The sequence below is a fragment of the Salmonirosea aquatica genome (genome assembly GCF_009296315.1).
Classification (GTDB): Bacteria; Bacteroidota; Bacteroidia; order Cytophagales; family Spirosomataceae; genus Salmonirosea; species Salmonirosea aquatica.
Map to the genome: position 1 here is coordinate 5,350,508 of NZ_WHLY01000002.1, position 17,308 is coordinate 5,367,815.

General features: G+C 51.2%; 17 protein-coding genes. 4 read left to right on the forward strand and 13 right to left on the reverse strand.

Annotated features, from left to right (window positions below; genetic code table 11):
* Position 1: 1 nt before the first annotated feature.
* Positions 2-478, reverse strand: a complete 477-nt coding sequence (locus tag GBK04_RS23030; RefSeq protein ID WP_152763793.1) for a DUF1772 domain-containing protein — start codon at positions 476-478, stop codon at positions 2-4.
* 276 nt (positions 479-754) lie between these two features.
* On the opposite strand from GBK04_RS23030, the gene GBK04_RS23035 reads away from it, so the two are divergent.
* Both GBK04_RS23035 and GBK04_RS23040 read left to right on the forward strand, forming a co-directional pair.
* A complete protein-coding gene (locus GBK04_RS23035; RefSeq protein ID WP_373331247.1) occupies positions 755-2,050 on the forward strand; it encodes a PQQ-dependent sugar dehydrogenase in 1,296 nt (431 codons plus the stop codon).
* Positions 2,047-2,511 carry a c-type cytochrome gene (locus GBK04_RS23040; RefSeq protein WP_373331248.1) on the forward strand — a complete coding sequence of 155 codons (465 nt, stop codon included), beginning with the start codon at positions 2,047-2,049 and terminating at the stop codon, positions 2,509-2,511. The genes GBK04_RS23035 and GBK04_RS23040 overlap by 4 nt, the downstream gene beginning before the upstream one ends.
* A gap of 134 nt (positions 2,512-2,645) precedes the next feature.
* Here the strand turns inward: GBK04_RS23040 and GBK04_RS23045 are convergent, their stop codons facing one another.
* The 5 genes from GBK04_RS23045 to GBK04_RS23065 form a co-directional block, all read right to left on the reverse strand.
* Positions 2,646-3,680, reverse strand: coding sequence for a S41 family peptidase (locus GBK04_RS23045; RefSeq protein WP_152763795.1), 1,035 nt, complete (start codon positions 3,678-3,680; stop codon positions 2,646-2,648).
* A gap of 2 nt (positions 3,681-3,682) precedes the next feature.
* Positions 3,683-4,504: a hypothetical protein gene (locus GBK04_RS23050; RefSeq protein WP_152763798.1), complete on the reverse strand. Its 822-nt coding sequence runs from the start codon at positions 4,502-4,504 to the stop codon at positions 3,683-3,685.
* Between the two features lie 15 nt (positions 4,505-4,519).
* Positions 4,520-5,944, reverse strand: coding sequence for a S41 family peptidase (locus GBK04_RS23055; RefSeq protein WP_373331249.1), 1,425 nt, complete (start codon positions 5,942-5,944; stop codon positions 4,520-4,522).
* A 104-nt stretch (positions 5,945-6,048) separates the two neighbouring features.
* Positions 6,049-6,846 carry a LytR/AlgR family response regulator transcription factor gene (locus GBK04_RS23060; protein WP_152763800.1) on the reverse strand — a complete coding sequence of 266 codons (798 nt, stop codon included), beginning with the start codon at positions 6,844-6,846 and terminating at the stop codon, positions 6,049-6,051.
* Entirely contained in the window at positions 6,827-7,873 is a 1,047-nt protein-coding gene (locus tag GBK04_RS23065; RefSeq protein ID WP_152763802.1) for a sensor histidine kinase, read from the reverse strand. The genes GBK04_RS23060 and GBK04_RS23065 overlap by 20 nt, the downstream gene beginning before the upstream one ends.
* Before the next feature lie 263 nt (positions 7,874-8,136).
* Here GBK04_RS23065 and GBK04_RS23070 point away from each other — a divergent pair, with 263 nt between their 5' ends.
* Positions 8,137-8,421 carry a hypothetical protein gene (locus GBK04_RS23070; protein ID WP_373331250.1) on the forward strand — a complete coding sequence of 95 codons (285 nt, stop codon included), beginning with the start codon at positions 8,137-8,139 and terminating at the stop codon, positions 8,419-8,421.
* Between the two features lie 21 nt (positions 8,422-8,442).
* Here the strand turns inward: GBK04_RS23070 and GBK04_RS23075 are convergent, their stop codons facing one another.
* From GBK04_RS23075 to GBK04_RS23090, 4 genes are all read right to left on the reverse strand, one after another.
* Positions 8,443-9,231 (reverse strand): phytanoyl-CoA dioxygenase family protein, encoded by a 789-nt coding sequence (locus tag GBK04_RS23075; RefSeq protein WP_152763804.1) that lies wholly within the window; start codon positions 9,229-9,231, stop codon positions 8,443-8,445.
* A 40-nt stretch (positions 9,232-9,271) separates the two neighbouring features.
* A complete protein-coding gene (locus GBK04_RS23080; RefSeq protein WP_373331251.1) occupies positions 9,272-10,156 on the reverse strand; it encodes a sugar phosphate isomerase/epimerase family protein in 885 nt (294 codons plus the stop codon).
* Between the two features lie 159 nt (positions 10,157-10,315).
* Positions 10,316-11,725, reverse strand: coding sequence for a Gfo/Idh/MocA family protein (locus GBK04_RS23085; protein WP_152763808.1), 1,410 nt, complete (start codon positions 11,723-11,725; stop codon positions 10,316-10,318).
* Positions 11,722-12,444, reverse strand: a complete 723-nt coding sequence (locus tag GBK04_RS23090) for a 3-keto-disaccharide hydrolase (protein ID WP_152763810.1) — start codon at positions 12,442-12,444, stop codon at positions 11,722-11,724. Before GBK04_RS23090 ends, GBK04_RS23085 begins: the two co-directional genes overlap by 4 nt.
* Before the next feature lie 113 nt (positions 12,445-12,557).
* On the opposite strand from GBK04_RS23090, the gene GBK04_RS23095 reads away from it, so the two are divergent.
* Positions 12,558-13,421: an AraC family transcriptional regulator gene (locus tag GBK04_RS23095; RefSeq protein ID WP_152763812.1), complete on the forward strand. Its 864-nt coding sequence runs from the start codon at positions 12,558-12,560 to the stop codon at positions 13,419-13,421.
* A gap of 2 nt (positions 13,422-13,423) precedes the next feature.
* Here GBK04_RS23095 and GBK04_RS23100 read toward each other — a convergent pair whose 3' ends face one another.
* From GBK04_RS23100 to GBK04_RS23110, 3 genes are all read right to left on the reverse strand, one after another.
* A complete protein-coding gene (locus tag GBK04_RS23100; RefSeq protein WP_152763814.1) occupies positions 13,424-15,283 on the reverse strand; it encodes a glycoside hydrolase family 97 protein in 1,860 nt (619 codons plus the stop codon).
* A gap of 265 nt (positions 15,284-15,548) precedes the next feature.
* Positions 15,549-16,151, reverse strand: a complete 603-nt coding sequence (locus GBK04_RS23105; RefSeq protein WP_373331252.1) for a hypothetical protein — start codon at positions 16,149-16,151, stop codon at positions 15,549-15,551.
* Between the two features lie 183 nt (positions 16,152-16,334).
* Positions 16,335-17,291 carry a hypothetical protein gene (locus GBK04_RS23110; protein WP_152763816.1) on the reverse strand — a complete coding sequence of 319 codons (957 nt, stop codon included), beginning with the start codon at positions 17,289-17,291 and terminating at the stop codon, positions 16,335-16,337.
* Positions 17,292-17,308 lie beyond the last annotated feature (17 nt).

Below are 17,308 nucleotides of genomic sequence, written 5' to 3' on the forward strand. Positions count from 1 at the left end.
TCTACACGCCTATTGCCAAAGCCCGTAATGCTAGTAAACTCGCAATCAGCGTTAGCGCATTGCGGATGTAATTGGCGTTGAGCCATAGGGTTACCTTACGGCTTGCTTGCGCGGGGGCCAACTGATCGGCTTTTCCCAGTTTAATGGCAGTGGGAATAAAGAAGGCAAAGGTACCCACCCGTTCCAGGAGCGCCACCAGGGCGGCGGCCATCCACCCGCTGTGGTCCGGTTGCTGCGATTGCCACGCAAAAACAAGGTTGGCCAGCGTGAGCAACGTGAGGGGGCCGGTCGTGACAAAGGCCCAGAAGCTTCTACCTGAATCCAGGTCGCGCATCGCCGCGGCGTTGACCCGGTAGCCATCGGTGGTTTTATGGAACCACCGCGGCAGGACGATTTTTGTCTCGTATAATCCGGCTCCAAAGGCAGTACCCAGATTCAGAATAAATAACGACAGTAAGATTTCAGATACGTGATTCATCGTTCGCTCTTTGAATGGATGAAAGGATTGGTCTTGAACGTTTTATTTCGGACGCAAACCTAACTGCCCCTGGTCAGTTATATCTGGAAACGGGAGTCAATGGGTGGAAAAGTGAAGTAAACAGGAGTAATCGAGCGACAAACCCGATGAATCAGAAAAAGGGAAAAATCTTTTTTCCTGCTACTGAGATTCCCTAATTTTATAAAATCGGCTCAATTTTCTAACAAGGGCCGTTTTTTGGATGTTAGGTTACTGTATACTTAAACTTTAATTACCGTGTCGACAAAAAAAATAACGCTTTTCGCCGGACTACTTGCGGGTGCACTCGCGGGTGTTCAACCCATGCAGGCCATAGCGCAAATGGCTAAAGACAAAATCGCCGATAGCGCTCCCGCCGAGCCTGTTATCAAGGTACCCTCCAACTTCACGACGACCATCATTGCCGAAAATCTGGGACAGGCGCGGCATCTCGCCGTCACGCAACGCGGCGATGTGTACGTACGGCTGGCCAAGCCGGTCAATGGGAAAGGTACCCTGTTCCTGCACGATACCGATGGGGACGGAAAAATGGACGAGCAGAAAGGCTTCGGCGACTTCGGGGGTACCGGCGTAGCCCTGGCCGATGGCTACCTCTATACTACCTCCAACACGGAAGTATTCCGGTATAAGCTCAACGACCAACAACAGGTCGTCAGCCCCGATCAACCCGAACGCATCGTCAAAGGCCTGACTGATAAGGGTACCCACAACACCAAATCGGTGGCTTTGGATAAAAATGGCAATATCTACGTAGGCATCGGAGCCCCCTCGAATGCCTGTCAGGTGAAGGACCGCACCAAGGGCTCGCCCGGTATGATGCCCTGCGCCATGCTCGATTCAGTGGGTGGGATCTGGCAGTTCAAGACCGATAAACCCGAGCAAATTTTGAAAGACGGCGTGCACTACGCTACCGGAATTCGTAACATGGTGGGCATGGACTGGAACGCCCAAACCAATTCGCTCTTCGTCATGCAGCACGGGCGCGACCAACTCACTACATTGTTTCCGGACATGTACACCGTGCAGCAGTCGGCGGTATTACCCGCCGAAGCCATGTTTGAACTGAAAAAAGGGGACGATGCCGGCTGGCCCTATACCTACTACGATCAGATTCAGAAAAAGAAAATAGTAGCCCCCGAGTACGGCGGCGACGGCAAGAAAGCCGTTACCGACAAGTACATCGATCCGGCGGCAGCCTACCCCGGCCACATGGCCCCCAATGGTTTGCTGTTTTATACCGGCGGCCAGTTTCCCGAAAAATATCGCAACGGTGCTTTCATTGCCTTCCATGGTTCCTGGAATCGTGCCCCTGAGCCTCAGGCGGGGTACTTTGTGGTGTTTCAGCCCTTCAAAAACGGCAAGCCTTCTGGCGAATGGGAGGTTTTTGCCGATAATTTTGCGGGGATGGAAACTGTGATGTCGCCGGGTAAGGCTATGCATCGCCCCTGCGGTCTCGCCCAGGGGCCCGACGGCTCGCTGTACGTGGCCGACGATGTGAAAGGTACCCTCTACAAGATTTCTTACGCTAAATGAGCCTACTTTTCAAGCCTTGTAGGGTAGTACTAATTATTGCCGGCTTGTTCTCCCTGCAAGCCTGCGCCCAGACCAAGAAGACAAGTACCAAAATGCCTGCCGCCACTGCCAAGACACAGACGATGGAAATGGCGATGGCTTCGGGACAGATCGTTTATGAGCAGAATTGTGCCGTCTGCCATCAGGCCGATGGCAGTGGGGTACCCCACCTTAATCCGCCCCTGAGCCAGACCGAATACGTATTGGGAGAAAAAGCCCGGATTATTGGGGTAGTTCTGAACGGCTTGAATGCTCATGAACTCATCAACGGCGAAACGTACAGCAACGTAATGCCCGCCCACGACTTTCTGACCGATCAGCAAATTGCCGATGTGCTGACCTTTGTCAGGAACAGTTTTGAGAACAAAGCTTCGGCGGTTTCCGTGGCGGAAGTAGCGGCGGAGCGCGCGAAGAAGAAGTAGGCGTTTGGCAGATACTGTAGTCTGGGTTTTTGAAATTTTGTAAAAAACCGGAATCCATACAATTTATTGCGAAGATCAATCTTTGCTTTCTAAAAAAAGGCGGACTGTTTCCCTGACAGCCCGCCTTTTTCCGATCACTGCAATCTACCCAGGGCCGCTTCCAGTACCTTGTCACGGCCGGCGGCGAGGTCTTCTTTGGTATTGAGTACCCGTACCCTGGGCGAGACCCCGATACCTTCGTAGCTCTTGCCATCCGCCGCCCGAAAATCACCGGTACTGACGGAGTAAATCCACCCATTGGGGAGTTCGCGCTTCGGGTTGTCGGAGAAAATGCCGTAAGTCGTATCGCCTAGCTGCGTTACGGTCGGGAGTTGGTTCATGGCTAGGGCGAAGGTTTCGCCGGCGCTCTGGGTCAGGCGATTGGTGAGCAGCACCACGGGTTTGGGGTATTGCTTCTTACCCGTCGGTTCCACGTACCATTCAATCGGGGAGGTAAAATCGCTATGCTGCGGACCGTTGCGGAAGCGGGTGGTCATGAACAGCTTGCGATCACTGGCGAAACGCCCGGCCACGTATTGACTCGAACGGTCCAGCCCGCCGCCCAGATTGCGCACATCCACGATCAGACCTTTGGTGTCCGCTAGGGTACCCAGCACTTCATCCATCGCTCGCTCGTAGAAACCGGGATTTTGCCCTAAATCCACGAAATAAAGGTACCCTACGTTTCCGGGTAGTTTGCCGTACAGGACATTCAGGCCCTCGGCGGTGGTCAATTCTTTTGGCTCCTGCACGTATTTCTGGGTGATAGCAGCGCTGAAATCGTCGCCCGTGTACACCGGGCCGCTGTCGTAGCGGCGGTAGGTAGGCCCGGGCGTGAGCAGCCAGATGTGGCCGTCGTTGAGTTCGCCCAGGGTTTGGGTCATGATCTTGAAAAGTTCGTCGTCGGTTGTGCCGGGCTTCACCTGAGGCCGGTACTTCTTATAGATGGCGCTCCAATCCAGATTTTTGGCTTCAAATTGACCGTACATCCGGTCGAATTCTTGCCACAGCATTTCGTAGTTGGCTTCCGGTGTGTTAGCCGGTTCGGGGCCGAGGGTCAGGTCATTACAGGCGATTGTGCCCACCAGCAGGAGAACCAGGCAAAAGATTTTAATCAAAAAAGATTTCATGGTCAGTAACGTTTTTGAAATTGGAACAAAAGTGATGCATGGAGTGCGTGGTCGGCCGTGCGAATGGTGCGGGGTTCGGGAAAACGCAGCCACTGGTAACGGTACCCTACTCCAAACGCGATCCGGCGACTCAACGCGAAGCGATAATTTAGATTGATCTCCGGACTGAGGTAGCTATTCACTGTGGCCCAGCGGGTACCCCCGAAAAAACTGGCGACCTCGGAGCGGTTGGGTTCCGAAACCACATTGCTGTACGGCATGCGGCTCACTGCCGCCAACACGGGCAGCGAGGCTCCGGCGGTTAGCGTATGGCGTTGACCCAGCGTCAGCCGGGTTTGGTACAATACCCGGAGTTCGGCGCTGTTGAAAGCCCAGGTGCTGAGCGCCAGTCCATCGGCGTAGCCCATTGTTTCGTGTAGCCCCAGGCCCAGCCAGGTACTGCGGCGGGCGGTGGAACGGAAGGCCCGCAGGTAGTCCACCGTGAGTTGGCCCCGGTATAGGGTAGGTACCAGCCAGAGCGGCTGCTCCTGTTCGGGCGAAAATTTGAAACCCCGGATGCCCAGGCCCGGCGCTACCAGATCGCCCACCCCTGCTTTGATACCTACCTGCCATTGGTTCCTGGACGAAAGCCGATTGTAGTTGATCCGGAGGCCGTTCAGGTTGGCGTAGTACCGCATGGGCGAAGCCTGCAAATCCCGCATCTTGAAAGTTTCGCGCTGATAGCCGATTTCAAGTTCAGAAAAAGGGGCCGGTTTTGTGGGAGTCTGGGCAAACGCCAGGGTACCCCCAAGCACCAGAAGTGCCGTGGAAAGAAATGTTTTCATGGATAAATAGATGGATTACTGGTTTGAAATGAGTTGCCGGACATACTGCATCGCCGGGTCCCGGCCCATCAGCACATCCTCGATCGAGGGAATTACTGGATGATCGGGCCGGATGCCCTGCCCTTTTTCCAGGTCGGCGGGTAGGTTGGCCATGTAGAAACCGAACAAAGGTACCCCCAGGTCAATTTTAGAATGGGGAAGTTGGGTGATGGCAAAAATGCCGCTGTTGTCGCCTTCGTAGGCCCCGCTCGTTTCCTGACCGATAAAGGTACCCCGCCGGTCGGCGTGCACCCGGGCGGCGAATTCGGTGGTCACGGAAAAGCTACCGCCGTTGAGGAGCACGTACAGCTTGCCCGCAAAAGCGTGGCGTTCGGGCTTCCGGATTTTCAGCCCCCGCTGGGCGGTGAAAACGTAGCCATCCCCCTGTTTTTTTACCACCAACCCCCGCAGCATCCGGTAGAGTTTGGGCGTGTAGGCCGGGAAAGAGAGCGCCTTTTTCTGCCGGACGCTAATACGGTCGTAGTAGCGGAAAGGCCTTTGGGCCAGGTACCGATAAAGCTTTATGCCGTACTTTTCTTCGCCACCTTCATTGTCACGCAGATCAAGGATCAGGGCAGTGCATTTGCGCGTTTCGATTTCCCGAAAAGCCTGCGCGAGGAATTTCTTGTACGAAGGTTCGTCGCCCTCGGTCCAGAATCGCCTGATTGTCAGCAGCGCTGTTTTGGTACTGTCCTCAAAACTAAGTCGGGCATTTTGGGACACGATACGGAGGGTACCCTCGTACTTTTTGATTGCTTCGAAAGTCACCGGAGCGATGCGTACCGTGGTATCGGTGTCGGCGTAGCAGTAGGTGAGGTCAAAAGTAGCCGGAGCACCCACGAAGGTAGCGTAGTAGCCGGAGAAGAAATGATTCAGATCTTCGTATTTGCCGTTGAGGGTTTTTCCGTCGGCGAAGGTACCCTGGGCCAGTAGCCTTTCAATGATGGCCGCCATCGGCTGACCGTTGATGGCCCCTACCTCAGCGCCGGGGGGAATAGTACCCGTATCGTAACTTCCCACTACCCACGCTTTATCCTGCAAAAAATACAGTTTCAACGGAAAAAGCGTATCGGGGTGAAACGGATAGTGTTGATCCCGGCCCGCCACGATCCATTTGATATGGCCGTCGCGCAGAGCTACCAGCAGGGGCGTCATCACTTGGTAGAATTCCTGCTGGCTCATGGGGCGGTTCAAGCGGGCCCGGGTCGCTACCATCAGGGAGTCGAAGGTACCCTTGGGCGTGTAGCGGTAGGGGGCGGGGTGGGCTTCCTGCAAAGCCGTTTGGAAACGGGCGAAGTCGGTTTGCAGTTGCTCCGGTGTCAGCACAAGGGGTACTTGACTGCGAGCAAAACTGCTGTAAAAAAGCAGCAGCAGGGGGTACATCAGGTGTTTGTTTTTCATGGCTCGTTTTCTTTTGATTATTTATTCAAAAGTCCCCGAAAAAGGCCGTTTCCTGAATAGAGCGCCCACCGAACTGCACTGATTTGCTACCGAAGTGTCGGATTTTATTCCCCTAACCAACGCTTGAAATCACCCGCCTTTTCCCGACTGACCAGTACTTCCTCCGCAAAAGCGGGTTGCAGCGATACCTTCAATTTCCCGTTGAAATACAAATGCACCTTATCGATGGCCCGCAGTTCAGCGATGATCTGGCGATTGAGCCGGAAAAACCGCCGGTTGTCCAGCATGCTTTCCAGTTCGTCCATGGTGTAGTCGATCATCCATTCCTGGCCGTCGTGGGCTTTCAGAAAAACGATCTTGGAGCGGGTGAAGAAATAGGTGATATCCTCCGTGGGCACCGAAAACAGCCGCTGTCCCTGCTTGACCAGAAAACGGGTACGTTCCGGCCTCGACTCCGCCGGGCTCGTCCCGGCTTGGGCGGCAACCGATGGATTCAGTTGTTGCAGCAGGTTTGCCAGGGAAGCTTGCAAATTGGGCGTCAGGGATTGTTTGAGGGCTTGCAACTTGGCCAGCGCCCCCCGGAGGTCGTCTTCCCGGACGGGTTTGAGCAAATAGTCGATGCTATTGACCTTGAAGGCTTTCAGCGCGAATTCGTCGTAAGCCGTGGTAAAAATGACCGGACAAGTGACCGCCACCCGGTTGAAGATCTCGAAACTCTGGCCATCGGCCAGTTCGATGTCCATCAAAATCAGCTCGGGCATCGGGTGCGTACGGAGCCATTCGACCGACTGCTCCACACTGGCAAGCTGGCCCACTACGGTATCGGTGGGGGCTACCTGCGCCAGGAGCCGCTGTAATTTTCGGGCGGTTGCCTCTTCGTCTTCAATAATGAGGATGTTCATGGGGTAAATTGGGGATAAGCGGAATCAGTACCTGAAAATGCGTATCGGTTTGTTTCACCACCACTTCGGCCTGTTTCAGCAGGCGGTACTTGGTAGCGATGTTCTGAAGTCCGGTCTGGTTGGACGGGACGAGATTGGTTTTCTTTTGCAAAGTGTTGAGGACAAACAGGTTATTGGCTTCGTCGGAATAAATCCGTATCAGCAAGGGCCGGGTAGGTAGGGCCGCGTTGTGTTTGACGGCATTCTCAACCAGCAGTTGCAGCGTCAGCGGGGGGAGCAAAAAGGCATGATAGCGTTCGTCAATCGCCTGATCCAGTTCGATGCTGGACCCGAAGCGCATTTGTAACAAGTTGAAATAGGCCCGGATGAAGTGCAGTTCCTGCTCCAAAGTGGTCAGGGGCTGTTCGTTGGTTTGTAGCAGATAACGGTACACCGATGCCAGTTCCTCGATAAACTGCTCCGCTTTTACCGGGTCTTCCGTCACCAGCGAGGACAAGGTACTCAGGCTATTGAATAGAAAATGGGGGTTGATTTGCGCTTTGAGCGAATCGAGCTGACTTTGCAGATTTTCTTTCTTAAGTCGCTCGGCCTCGTAGTAGGTTTCCCACCATTGGCGGTAGAGGTGCTTTCCTTCGTAAATAGCCGCCACTGGCAGGGTAAAGAGAAACGACACAAGCGTCGTAACCCAATAGGTACCCCCCGGCAAAGGGTACCCCCAGAATTGCGTGATGTCATAGAGGTAAGTAATGATGACCCGATGCACCACCGTCGCGGTCAGCAGCCAGCCCAGTTCCAGAGCAATGCGTTGTTTGGTCTGGTTGAGGCGGGGGTACCTTCGCTGGGCGAGTTGGATACCTACCCGATTGATTTCCAGCAGAATCGTCCACTCGATCAGGCTGATGACCAGACCTTTCAACCAGCTGATGTGCTGTACATCGTTGTCGGGCTGGTAGAAAACAAAGTTGGCTACCACCGCCACCACCGCGATGCTGATTATTCGTAGAGCCTTGTCGTATTGTTTACCCATAGTCAGGTAAAAATAGTGGAAAGGCTACACTCGCATCAACATACTACGGCCGTAGTGTAGAAAATATCGACCCAACCGTTAGAATCTGTTTTTGAAAAAGAAAGAACCGCTTGCTGTTCGTTTCTGCTCAACGCGGTGGGGAAGCACGCGCCAGGGTATTTTACAATAGGAGTTATAGGGATGCTTTTAATAAGTCATGTTGATTTTATTTTAGCCTATCTTACCTACGCAGAATACATGTTCAACTCGTTAACGCTAATACGATGAAAAAAATAACAATCGAATGGGATGCCCGGGTACTCTTTCTGGTTCTGGGAATACTGGCAATCGGGGCCATTGCCGCCTTTACACCAAAAGATGTTGCACAGGCCGAAAATGGAAACGGCCGCTATCAGGCGGTATCGAGCGAACGGGGATTCATTATTCTCGACACCAGAACGGGGCAGTATATTCTCGATTCCCAAGTGGGATACGGCAAGCAGATGACGTGGATCAAGGGAGACTTCGCTAAGTCGTATCAGAAAGGTACCGACAAGTCGGGAGAATAAACAGGTACCCTGGATCTATGACTACTTCACCAGAAAATCCGCCCCCTCCGAAATGCCCGTACCCGCCGCTTCCAATAGGCTACCTTCGAAAGGTACGATCGGCGTGTAGCTGCATTCATGAACGTCTTTGTAGGGCTTATTGGAGGCCAGATTGTAGGCGGTGATGATCGACCAGCGGGGCTTGTCCGATAGATTGGCGGCGGAGGCGTGCAGGGTGTTGCAGTGAAAAAAGGCCGTGTCGCCCGGTTCCATTTCGAGGTAGTCGAGCGGCATGATTTTCAGCGCTTCGGTCACTTTTTCCAGGTCGGCACCTACCTGCTCGCCGGTGAAGCCGTGTTCGACGCGGCCCATTTTGTGCGAACCCCGGATCATTTGCAGGCAGCCGTTTTCGCGGGTGGCGGGCGTGAGGGCCGTGAGGGCGCTGAGCATGTCCGGGAATAAGAAACCGTTGTTCTTGTACCAGTACCCGTAGTCCTGATGCCACTCCCAGGCCCCGCCCGTGCGGGGTTCCTTTTGCATCAGCTTGGAGTGGTAATGCGCCACCGTCCCGCCCAACAGTTGCTCTACGGCCCGGACGGTGCGGGCTGCACGGGCGAATTGACTGTACAGACTGTCGTCCAGCGCGTACCAGAGGGCGAGCTTGGTTTTCAGGCCCGAAGCATCGGTGCGGTCGTAGGATTTTTGCCGGAGCAGCGAGTCGGAAGTCGCTACCTCATACAGCAGGCCTATCTCTTCCGGCGAAAAGAAGTTTTTCACTACGACATAGCCATCGCGGCGGTAGGTTTCGAGGTGTTTGTGGGTGAAGGTCATGGTAGGTAGGTGTCTTTTGACAGTAGTTGTTGAAGCCTGATTACTCGCTTTCCAGTTTGCTTTTATAAGTCTGCCATACCTGCATAGTCGAGCGTAAGAGCTCGGGCTTGTCGGCTTTGATATTGTAGCATTGAACCCCAATCGGGCCTTTGTATTTCAGGTCTTTGACGAGGTAGCTTACCAAATCGTAAGTGTCGTAGGTACCTGTGCCCAAGGGCAGGATGTAGTCATCCCAGGGCGTTTTTGCTTGTGAATCCACCTGATTGGCACCGCTGATGGTGACCATTTTAAGGTAGGGTTGCAAGGTTTTCAGATCTTTTTTCCAGTCGGTTCTTTCGGCTAAGGGCGTTGTGGCGAGCCAATGGCACAGGTTGAAGGATAAACCCACATTTTTCATGTCCGCCGCCTTCACCAATTTCAGCGCATGATCGATGGTTTCCACATAAAACCCGTAGTGCGGATAAAGGGCTACCTGCAGGTTCGACTTTTGGGCCCACTTTCCCAGCTGTTGCAGCAGGGCGGTCAGATGCGCATCGGCTTCGTGCGAGGAGGGCTTGAATTTCTTCGAATCGCTCACCATGTAGGGTGCCAGCAGGGTACCTGATCCTTTCAGCTGGGCAATGATACTTTCCAGCCGTTCGTCCAGTTGCGGCTGGTCGACATTGATTTTGAAGTAAAGGTAGGAGCCTTTGAACTGATGCTGGTCCAGTGCGGCCTTCATGCCCGCAAAGGATTCGAGTTGATTGATTTCCACGCCATCGTAGCCCAGGCTTTTGATCAAGGATACCTGCTGATCGAAGGTTTTGTAGACCGAGTCGCCGCGGATAGCGTTGTGCAGCACAAAGAAATCGTTGTCGATTTTCTGGGATAATGCCTCGGTATGCCCTACCAGAAGACTTAGTATAACGAATACAACTGGTTTCATAATCATTTTGAATATAGCCTAGGGCTAGTTTCGTGCATCTCATCGTAAGAACTAAGGTACCGTCCCGCCAGAGCGCCTCCCGCTGGGGCTGGATTCCTGAAGAGAAGCATTCCTTTCAAGCAAAAAAAGCCAATTGCCGAAAGCTGACCGCAGAAAGCCCTATACCGTCCACTCCTTCCGCACCAGCGGCGCGGCCAGCAGGGCGTTGGCAGCATTGTTGCCGATGAACAATTCCTTTTCCGGATTCCATTGCAGGGTTTCCCCTACCTGACAGGCGATGAGGCCGATTTGTGAAACCGAAATGGTGCGGTGACCTACCTCGATGGGTTCCAGGGTAGGTCGGTTGTTTTTGACACCTTCGATGAAATCCACTTTTTCCATCAAAATTTTGGACGTATCCATTTGTCCGGATTTGGGCATAGCCGTGAGGATGGCGGGCTTGCTGCTCGTGACTTTACCCGGAAAGTCATCGATGAAAATCGAGGCCTCCGAACCAAAGAAATGGATGTAGGGTTTGCTGTCGGAAGTCTGGCGGCAGGTCATTTCCACCCCGTTGGCGTAGCGGTACTTTACCTCAAAGTTGATCATCGTATCCCAAAGACTCTTGGGAAAGTACCCCTTACCCGATACTTCCACGGGGCCGGAATACTCGGCGTCGTTGGCCCACTGGGCGATGTCGAAATAGTGCGCGCCCCAGTTGGAAATCATGCCCTGGGCGTAGGTATTGAGCCGCATCCAGTTGGGGCGCGACCTGTGGTCGTGCTGATTGTGCACCCGTTTTTCGGTGTAGGGTACCTTCGGCGCCGGTCCCAGCCACATATCGTAATTCAGCTCGGCGGGTACGGGCATGTCGGGCTGCGGAGCCACGGGATCGGGATCGGAAGGAAACGAAATTTCGATGCGTTCCAGCTTCCCGATGTACCCGTTGCGGATAAGCTCGACGGGTTTATTATAGGTAGGTAATGAACGGAATTCGCTGTCGGTACGGGCGATGATACCCGCTTTTTTGACAGCATCGGCCAGTTCGCGGCCCTGTTGCACGCTCAGACTCAGCGGTTTTTCGATACTGAACGGTTTTTTGGCTCTGGCCGCCATGATACCCATCAGCGTGTGCCAGTGGTCGGGTGTCGAAATCATGAGCGTATCCACGTCCTTGCGGCCGATCAACTCACGGAAATCGCCGGTCGTGTCACAGCCTTTATAGGCCTCTTTGCCGAATTTTTTGGCATAGGCCACATCGACTACCTTTCGGGCGGCTTCCATGCGCCATGAATCCACGTCGCAAACGGCCACTACCTGCACGTCGGGAATATCCAGAAAGCCCGGCATCCGGCCCAGTCCCTGTTTTTCGAGCGACGATCCCTGCAAATTGTTGCTGAATCCCTGTCGGCCCAACCCGATCATGCCCACCGTAATGCGGTCAGAAGGAGCTGGTATACGGGAGCGGTTTTTGCCCAATACCGAGGAAGGTACCAGGGTAGGTACCCCAAAGGCCGCCGTGGATGCGGCCACCGTGGAAACGGCCGCCGTGGACATAGCCGTATTTTTAATAAAGTCTCTACGTTTCATGGCAATTCTTTGATTTTAAGGTTCCGGAAAGCGACGCTGTGGCCGTGGTCCTGCAAAAGAATGTGGCCTTCCTGGATGGTCGTGTAGCCGGGAAACTTGTTGAATTTGCTATCTTCAAAACCCGCCTTGAAGGCCTGACTGGTGCGGTCGGTTTCCATCACTTTTTGGCCATCCAACCAGTGCTCGATGATGGGCTGACGCACCACAATGCGGGAAGTGTGCCATTGATTCATTTTAGTATCGGCTTTGGTGGCCGGAATGACATCGTAAAGCGAAGCCGTTTTTAGATCGGCGGGTAGGTGCTTGTCGTTGTAGATGTAGTTGGCGTCGTCGATCATCTGGTACTCGTAGCCGGGCTGGACGCCGGGCATTGGCTTGCCCTCGTCAATTACAAAATACTTCACGCCGCTGTTGGCGAGCTCACCCAGCTTCCAGTCAAACACCAGCTCAAAGTTGCGGTAGGTCTTGGTCGTCACCAGGTCGCCCACGCCCGACCGATCCTTACCTTCCGCCAATTCGCCCCGAATTTCGCCGTCCCGAACTACCCAACCCTGTTTAGGAAATTCGGTAGCGAAGGCACCGCGCCACCCGGTGGTCGTTTTGCCGTCGAAGAGCAATTTCCAGCCGTCCTTTTTTTCGGCGTTAGTCAGGGTATTTTGGCTAAAACAGGGTAAGGAGCAGGAAAAAATGAAAAGGGTTAGGAATAGTCGAAACTTCATACGTAGAATTATTTTTAGCAAAATTAAAACAAAAGCGAGAGGAAAGGGTAGGACAAAGTTTGCAAATCATTTAGCTATATTTGCTTTAAGACAAAAATTAAGGCAAATACTACATGAAGCCCCTGCTCCTAAAAGTAAAAGAAGATTCGGCCAATTCCTTTGACATCCGGCACGAGAAGGTACCTTATTTTGATAATCCCTGGCATTATCATCCTGAGTTTGAACTGGCGCTGGTACTCAAAAGCAGCGGATTACGATTTATCGGCGATAGCATCGAGCCCTTTGGAGCCGGGGATCTGGTGCTGTTGGGTACCAGCCTGCCCCATTATTGGCGCAATGATGCCCTCTATTATCAGAACAAATCAGAAGTGGCCGAGGCGATTATACTCCGCTTCAGGTCGGGTATGTGGGGAGAGCCATTTTTTGAAATCCCGGAAATGCAGCGGATCAACGAATTGCTGCAAAGGGCGGCCCGGGGTATCCATTTTCCGGTTCGGGTGGCCGAATTGGTGACTCCTCTGCTGCACCGAATCATCGGGAGCGAGGGAGCCAAACGACTGATGGGCTGGATGGAAGTATTTACGGTACTGGCCGAGGAACCCGAATTTCGGTTGCTATCAGAAAAAACGTTCGGCGGGAACCGGCCTATTGAAGACTCGGGTCGCATTCAGACCGTGCTAGCGTACATTCAGGAACATCTGACGGCGGAGCTACGACTCGATGAGGCGGCGGATCTGGCTAACATGAACAAGGCGGCTTTTTGCCGGTACTTCAAACAACAGACCAATAAAACCTTCACCGAAGTGGTGAACGAACTGCGGATTCAATTGGCTTGCCGGATGCTGCTGGATTCGTCGCGGGACATTAGTCAGATTGGTTTCCAATGCGGCTTCCAGGATGTTTCCTACTTCAATCAGGTATTCAAATCCCGGAAAGGGATGAGCCCGTCGGTCTTCCGGAAGGTACATACCGGGTGAATCTACTCCCGCACCCGCACCGCCACCCCACCTCGGGGCAGTAAGTCGAAATCGAGTTGGTCCGTTGCCTGTACCGATTTGGTGGTCTTTCGGATGCTACCCTGTCCGTCATCCTCGTAGATATCAGCCGTATATTTTTTCCCTTTGGGCAAAAATGCAAAAGACACAGTGGTTTTCCGGGCGTCATTATTGGTTACGGAGCCCACGTACCATTCGTTTTTATTCCGCCGGGCGACGGTAACGTACTCACCGGGTACCCCCGTGGGTACCTGCGTTTCGTTCCAGGTGGTGGGCAGGTACTTCCAGAGCTCGATTTCCTGCCGATTGGGGTAGGTTTCGGGTTTACCATACCAATACAGATACTGCCACGGACTGTAATTAATGATGGAAAGGGCCAGCTGATGCGCTTTGGTGTTCTTTAATCGGGGTTCGTTGAAGCAGTAGGTGTAGTCGGCGGGACCGGCCAGAAAACGGGTGAAGGGCAGTACGGTGTTGTGGGTGGCGTCGGGAAATTCCTCATTGCCGCGTACTCCTTCCTGCGTCATGAGGTTGGGGTAGGTGCGGGTAAATCCCGTGGGCATGTACTCATCGTGGATGTCGACCATCAGGTGGTACCGGGCGGCTTTCTTCACGGCCTCGTGCATCCAGGCGGTCCAGTAGTGGGAGCCGGTATGCACAAAGCCGAATTTGACGCCCGCCACGCCCCAGCGCTGGTACAGCGGGAAAATCGAATCCAGCTGGTTTTCGAGCGCGCGGTGGTTTACGTACAGAATCACGCCTTTCCCTTTTTCTTTGGCGTAGCGGATGATTGCCTGCAAATCAAGATCGTTGACGGGATTGCGCTTCGGATCGACGCTGACCCGGCTGGCATCGGAAGCGACTTCGTATTCATGGCCGTACCAACCCGCATCGAAATGAATGAAATCCAGGTTTTGTCCTACCGCAAAGTCTACCAGCTTTCGGGCTCCGGCCGTAGATAGTGTCACTTCCCGCATCACCCGTCCGGGCCTGATCCAGCTCGTATCTTTAATTTTATTGGGAGCGTTGAGGTTCAAAATCAGATAGTTATTTTCCAGCAACTGGGTGGGCTCCTCCGCAACCATGACCACCCGCCAGGGGGTACCCCAGGGGGAGGTACCTAGGGTTTCACCGAAGAGGGTACTTACCAGTTCTCCCTCCCGTACTTCCAGCCGCATACGGGGAAAATCCGTAGCCCCGGCGTGCAGGATGCTGGTCCAGAGGTTGTTGCCGAGCTGGGCGGTAAGGGGTAGTTCGGCCCGTTTTTTCCAGCCTTCGGGCTCGGTCAGGGTGTAGCTACCCTGCGCGTGATCGGTAGCGTAAAAACGGGTATCGGGCGGCAGGCGAAAATGCGTGGCTTCCTGACCGATTTCGATGATTTGTGTCCGGGTACTTTCCGGAAAAAAATACCGGAAAGCGATGCCTTCGTCGTAGGCTCGCACGATGAGTTGCATTTCGCCCTTTTCGCGGCCATTGACTTTCACGGTATCCTGCAAGGTAAGGGTCAGTTCGTGGTACCTGTCCGGTATTTCGTCCCGCTCGCCGTAGACCGGTTTCCAGGAGGTATCGACCCGGCGCACCGAAGTTTTCACTACCGTAAATTTTTCATTCCAGTTGGGCGCATTAGGATTACCATTCGGATTGTTGAGCAAACCCAGTCGTGAAGGCATAATGACCGGCTGATCGTTATAGCTGATTTCGTAAGAAGGTACCCCTCCCGGCTGAATGGAAAATTTAAAAGTCAAATGACCATTTGGAGAAGTAACTCGCAGGGAATCCTGCGCCACAGTATACCGAGGTAGGAAGAATAGCAGGATGCCGAAAATAACTACAAGTCGAGACAAAACGAATATAATTAGGGAATGATATACTTGTTTATAGCAAATAGTTTCTTGGTTTTTTTATAGAGAATTAAAGAAAAATACTTACAGATTACAGGAGTGTAGTAAAGAACTTGAATCGAGCGTTGGTAAATGAACGTTTTGCAGCTACCAGAAGGGCGGGACTTTTAGCACTAAACTTCATTCGGAGCACAAAAGTTGATACGAGTTAGAATTTTCAATTAACGACTGAACCCGCTTTTTTGCCAAACGTCTGTTAGCTGCTGTATTATTTCCAGTAGTCATTTAAGTATTTGTCTATTTGTGTCCTGTCTCTCAAGTCGAATAATTCCAAGCTATTCCAGTCAATCAACACCATTTCACATTCTTCACCTAAACAATACAAGGCTGATTGTATCAAGTCATATTGTCTAACTGAAACAATTAAACTAATTGACAACCAAATATTTTTTACAAACTCGTCTTGCGTGTCAAAAAAGATAGTGAAGTTTGAGAAACCATACGCTTTAATCGATCCAGTTTCGCAGTTAAGGATTTTATGACTGTCATAGTTTATGCTTTTTGCCTTTTCAAATTCAAACTCTGTTAATAGTTTATCTAAATAGTATGTCCTAATTTCTTTGGAATAAGTTTTTATAGGCATTTGTCCTCGTCCAAACGTCTCTGTAAATCCGAAATCTGTTCTTGAATTATTTGCAAGGTCACTTATTTGCCTAATAGTCTTTAAAATGTATTCTTTATTTTCAAACGAAGCAATTTCAATTTGGCAATAGTCGTCCTCCCAAAATGAAGGTAAATAACCGTCAGCTTTAACTTCATTTATTGGAGCAATACTTTGACAAAATATTTTGAAAAAGTCCAATAGTTTCATTCTTGAATTGTCTTGTTTGTGGTCGGTCAAAATATAGCAGATTACGGTTTGTCGCTTGGCGAAGAAGCGGATTTCGAAGCACTAAACTATTAGCCTGTACTGAACTTTCGGCTTGCACAAATGTCTCTTTGGAACACGAAATCCCGTCTTTTGGGTAGCTGTTGTTATGTGGCGTTTTTCTTTTCATTTCGTCAAACTGTCGATAATTAAAAAAGGTAAAACTCCAAATCCAAAAAACAGAATTATCATATAAACACCGTCCCAAAATGTTGGCGGTGGTCTATCAACCACTGGTTCTCTGTTTAATGTTGCTTTGTAAATTAGTCTTGCAGGTTTTTGGACTAATAATAAAGTTAGTGGATATAATGCTCCATAGTCTAAAACACTTTTATTGAATTCTCCATTGTTAGTTAAAATGAATAGAAAATACCCTATCGCAATTCCGAAGCTGCAAAGATAATGTCTGTCCGATTGAAGCATTTTGTAGTCCAAAAAAAACCAAACACCTATTCCCATACCTAAGAAAAATGAAAATTTACGAAAGATTTGAGGGTCTATCTGATTTATGATTATTCCGATTAGTGTCAAGCTAACGGCAATAATTGCTAAAATTTTAAATCTCTTGTGAATACTTATTTCGTTGATTTTTTCTTCTTTGTGTTCGATTTCTTTTCGATTAATATTAATTGTTTCTGGATATTTCAAAATTAAGTCAGTCGGGTAATTGAAAATCCGCTTATCTCTCGTTTCTGTGATTTTACCACCAAAGTCAACTTTGAAATTTTCATTTTCAGAAGTCGTCACGAGTACATTATCGTATTCTTTGTCTGTCAGTGAAATGAAAACTAAAAGGTCTTTGCCTTTAAGTTGGTTATTGTCTTTTCCTGTCGTATAGCCTTCAATTTCAATTTTGTATTTAATATCTTCTGGATAGTTCAAATAGTTTACTAGATAAAAAAAACGATCGTTGTCTAGCTTTTTGTCAGCCTGTATAATATGATTGCCCCGTCCATTTTTAAATATTTGAAAAGTTAAGTCGTCTTGTAAGTCCTTTGAATATAAATCTATCCATTGTCTCAACGCTTTCTTAATGTCGTTGTATGCACCACCTTTTATTATTATTAAGTTGTCAGTCGTCACTTTACTGTTGGTCTTTT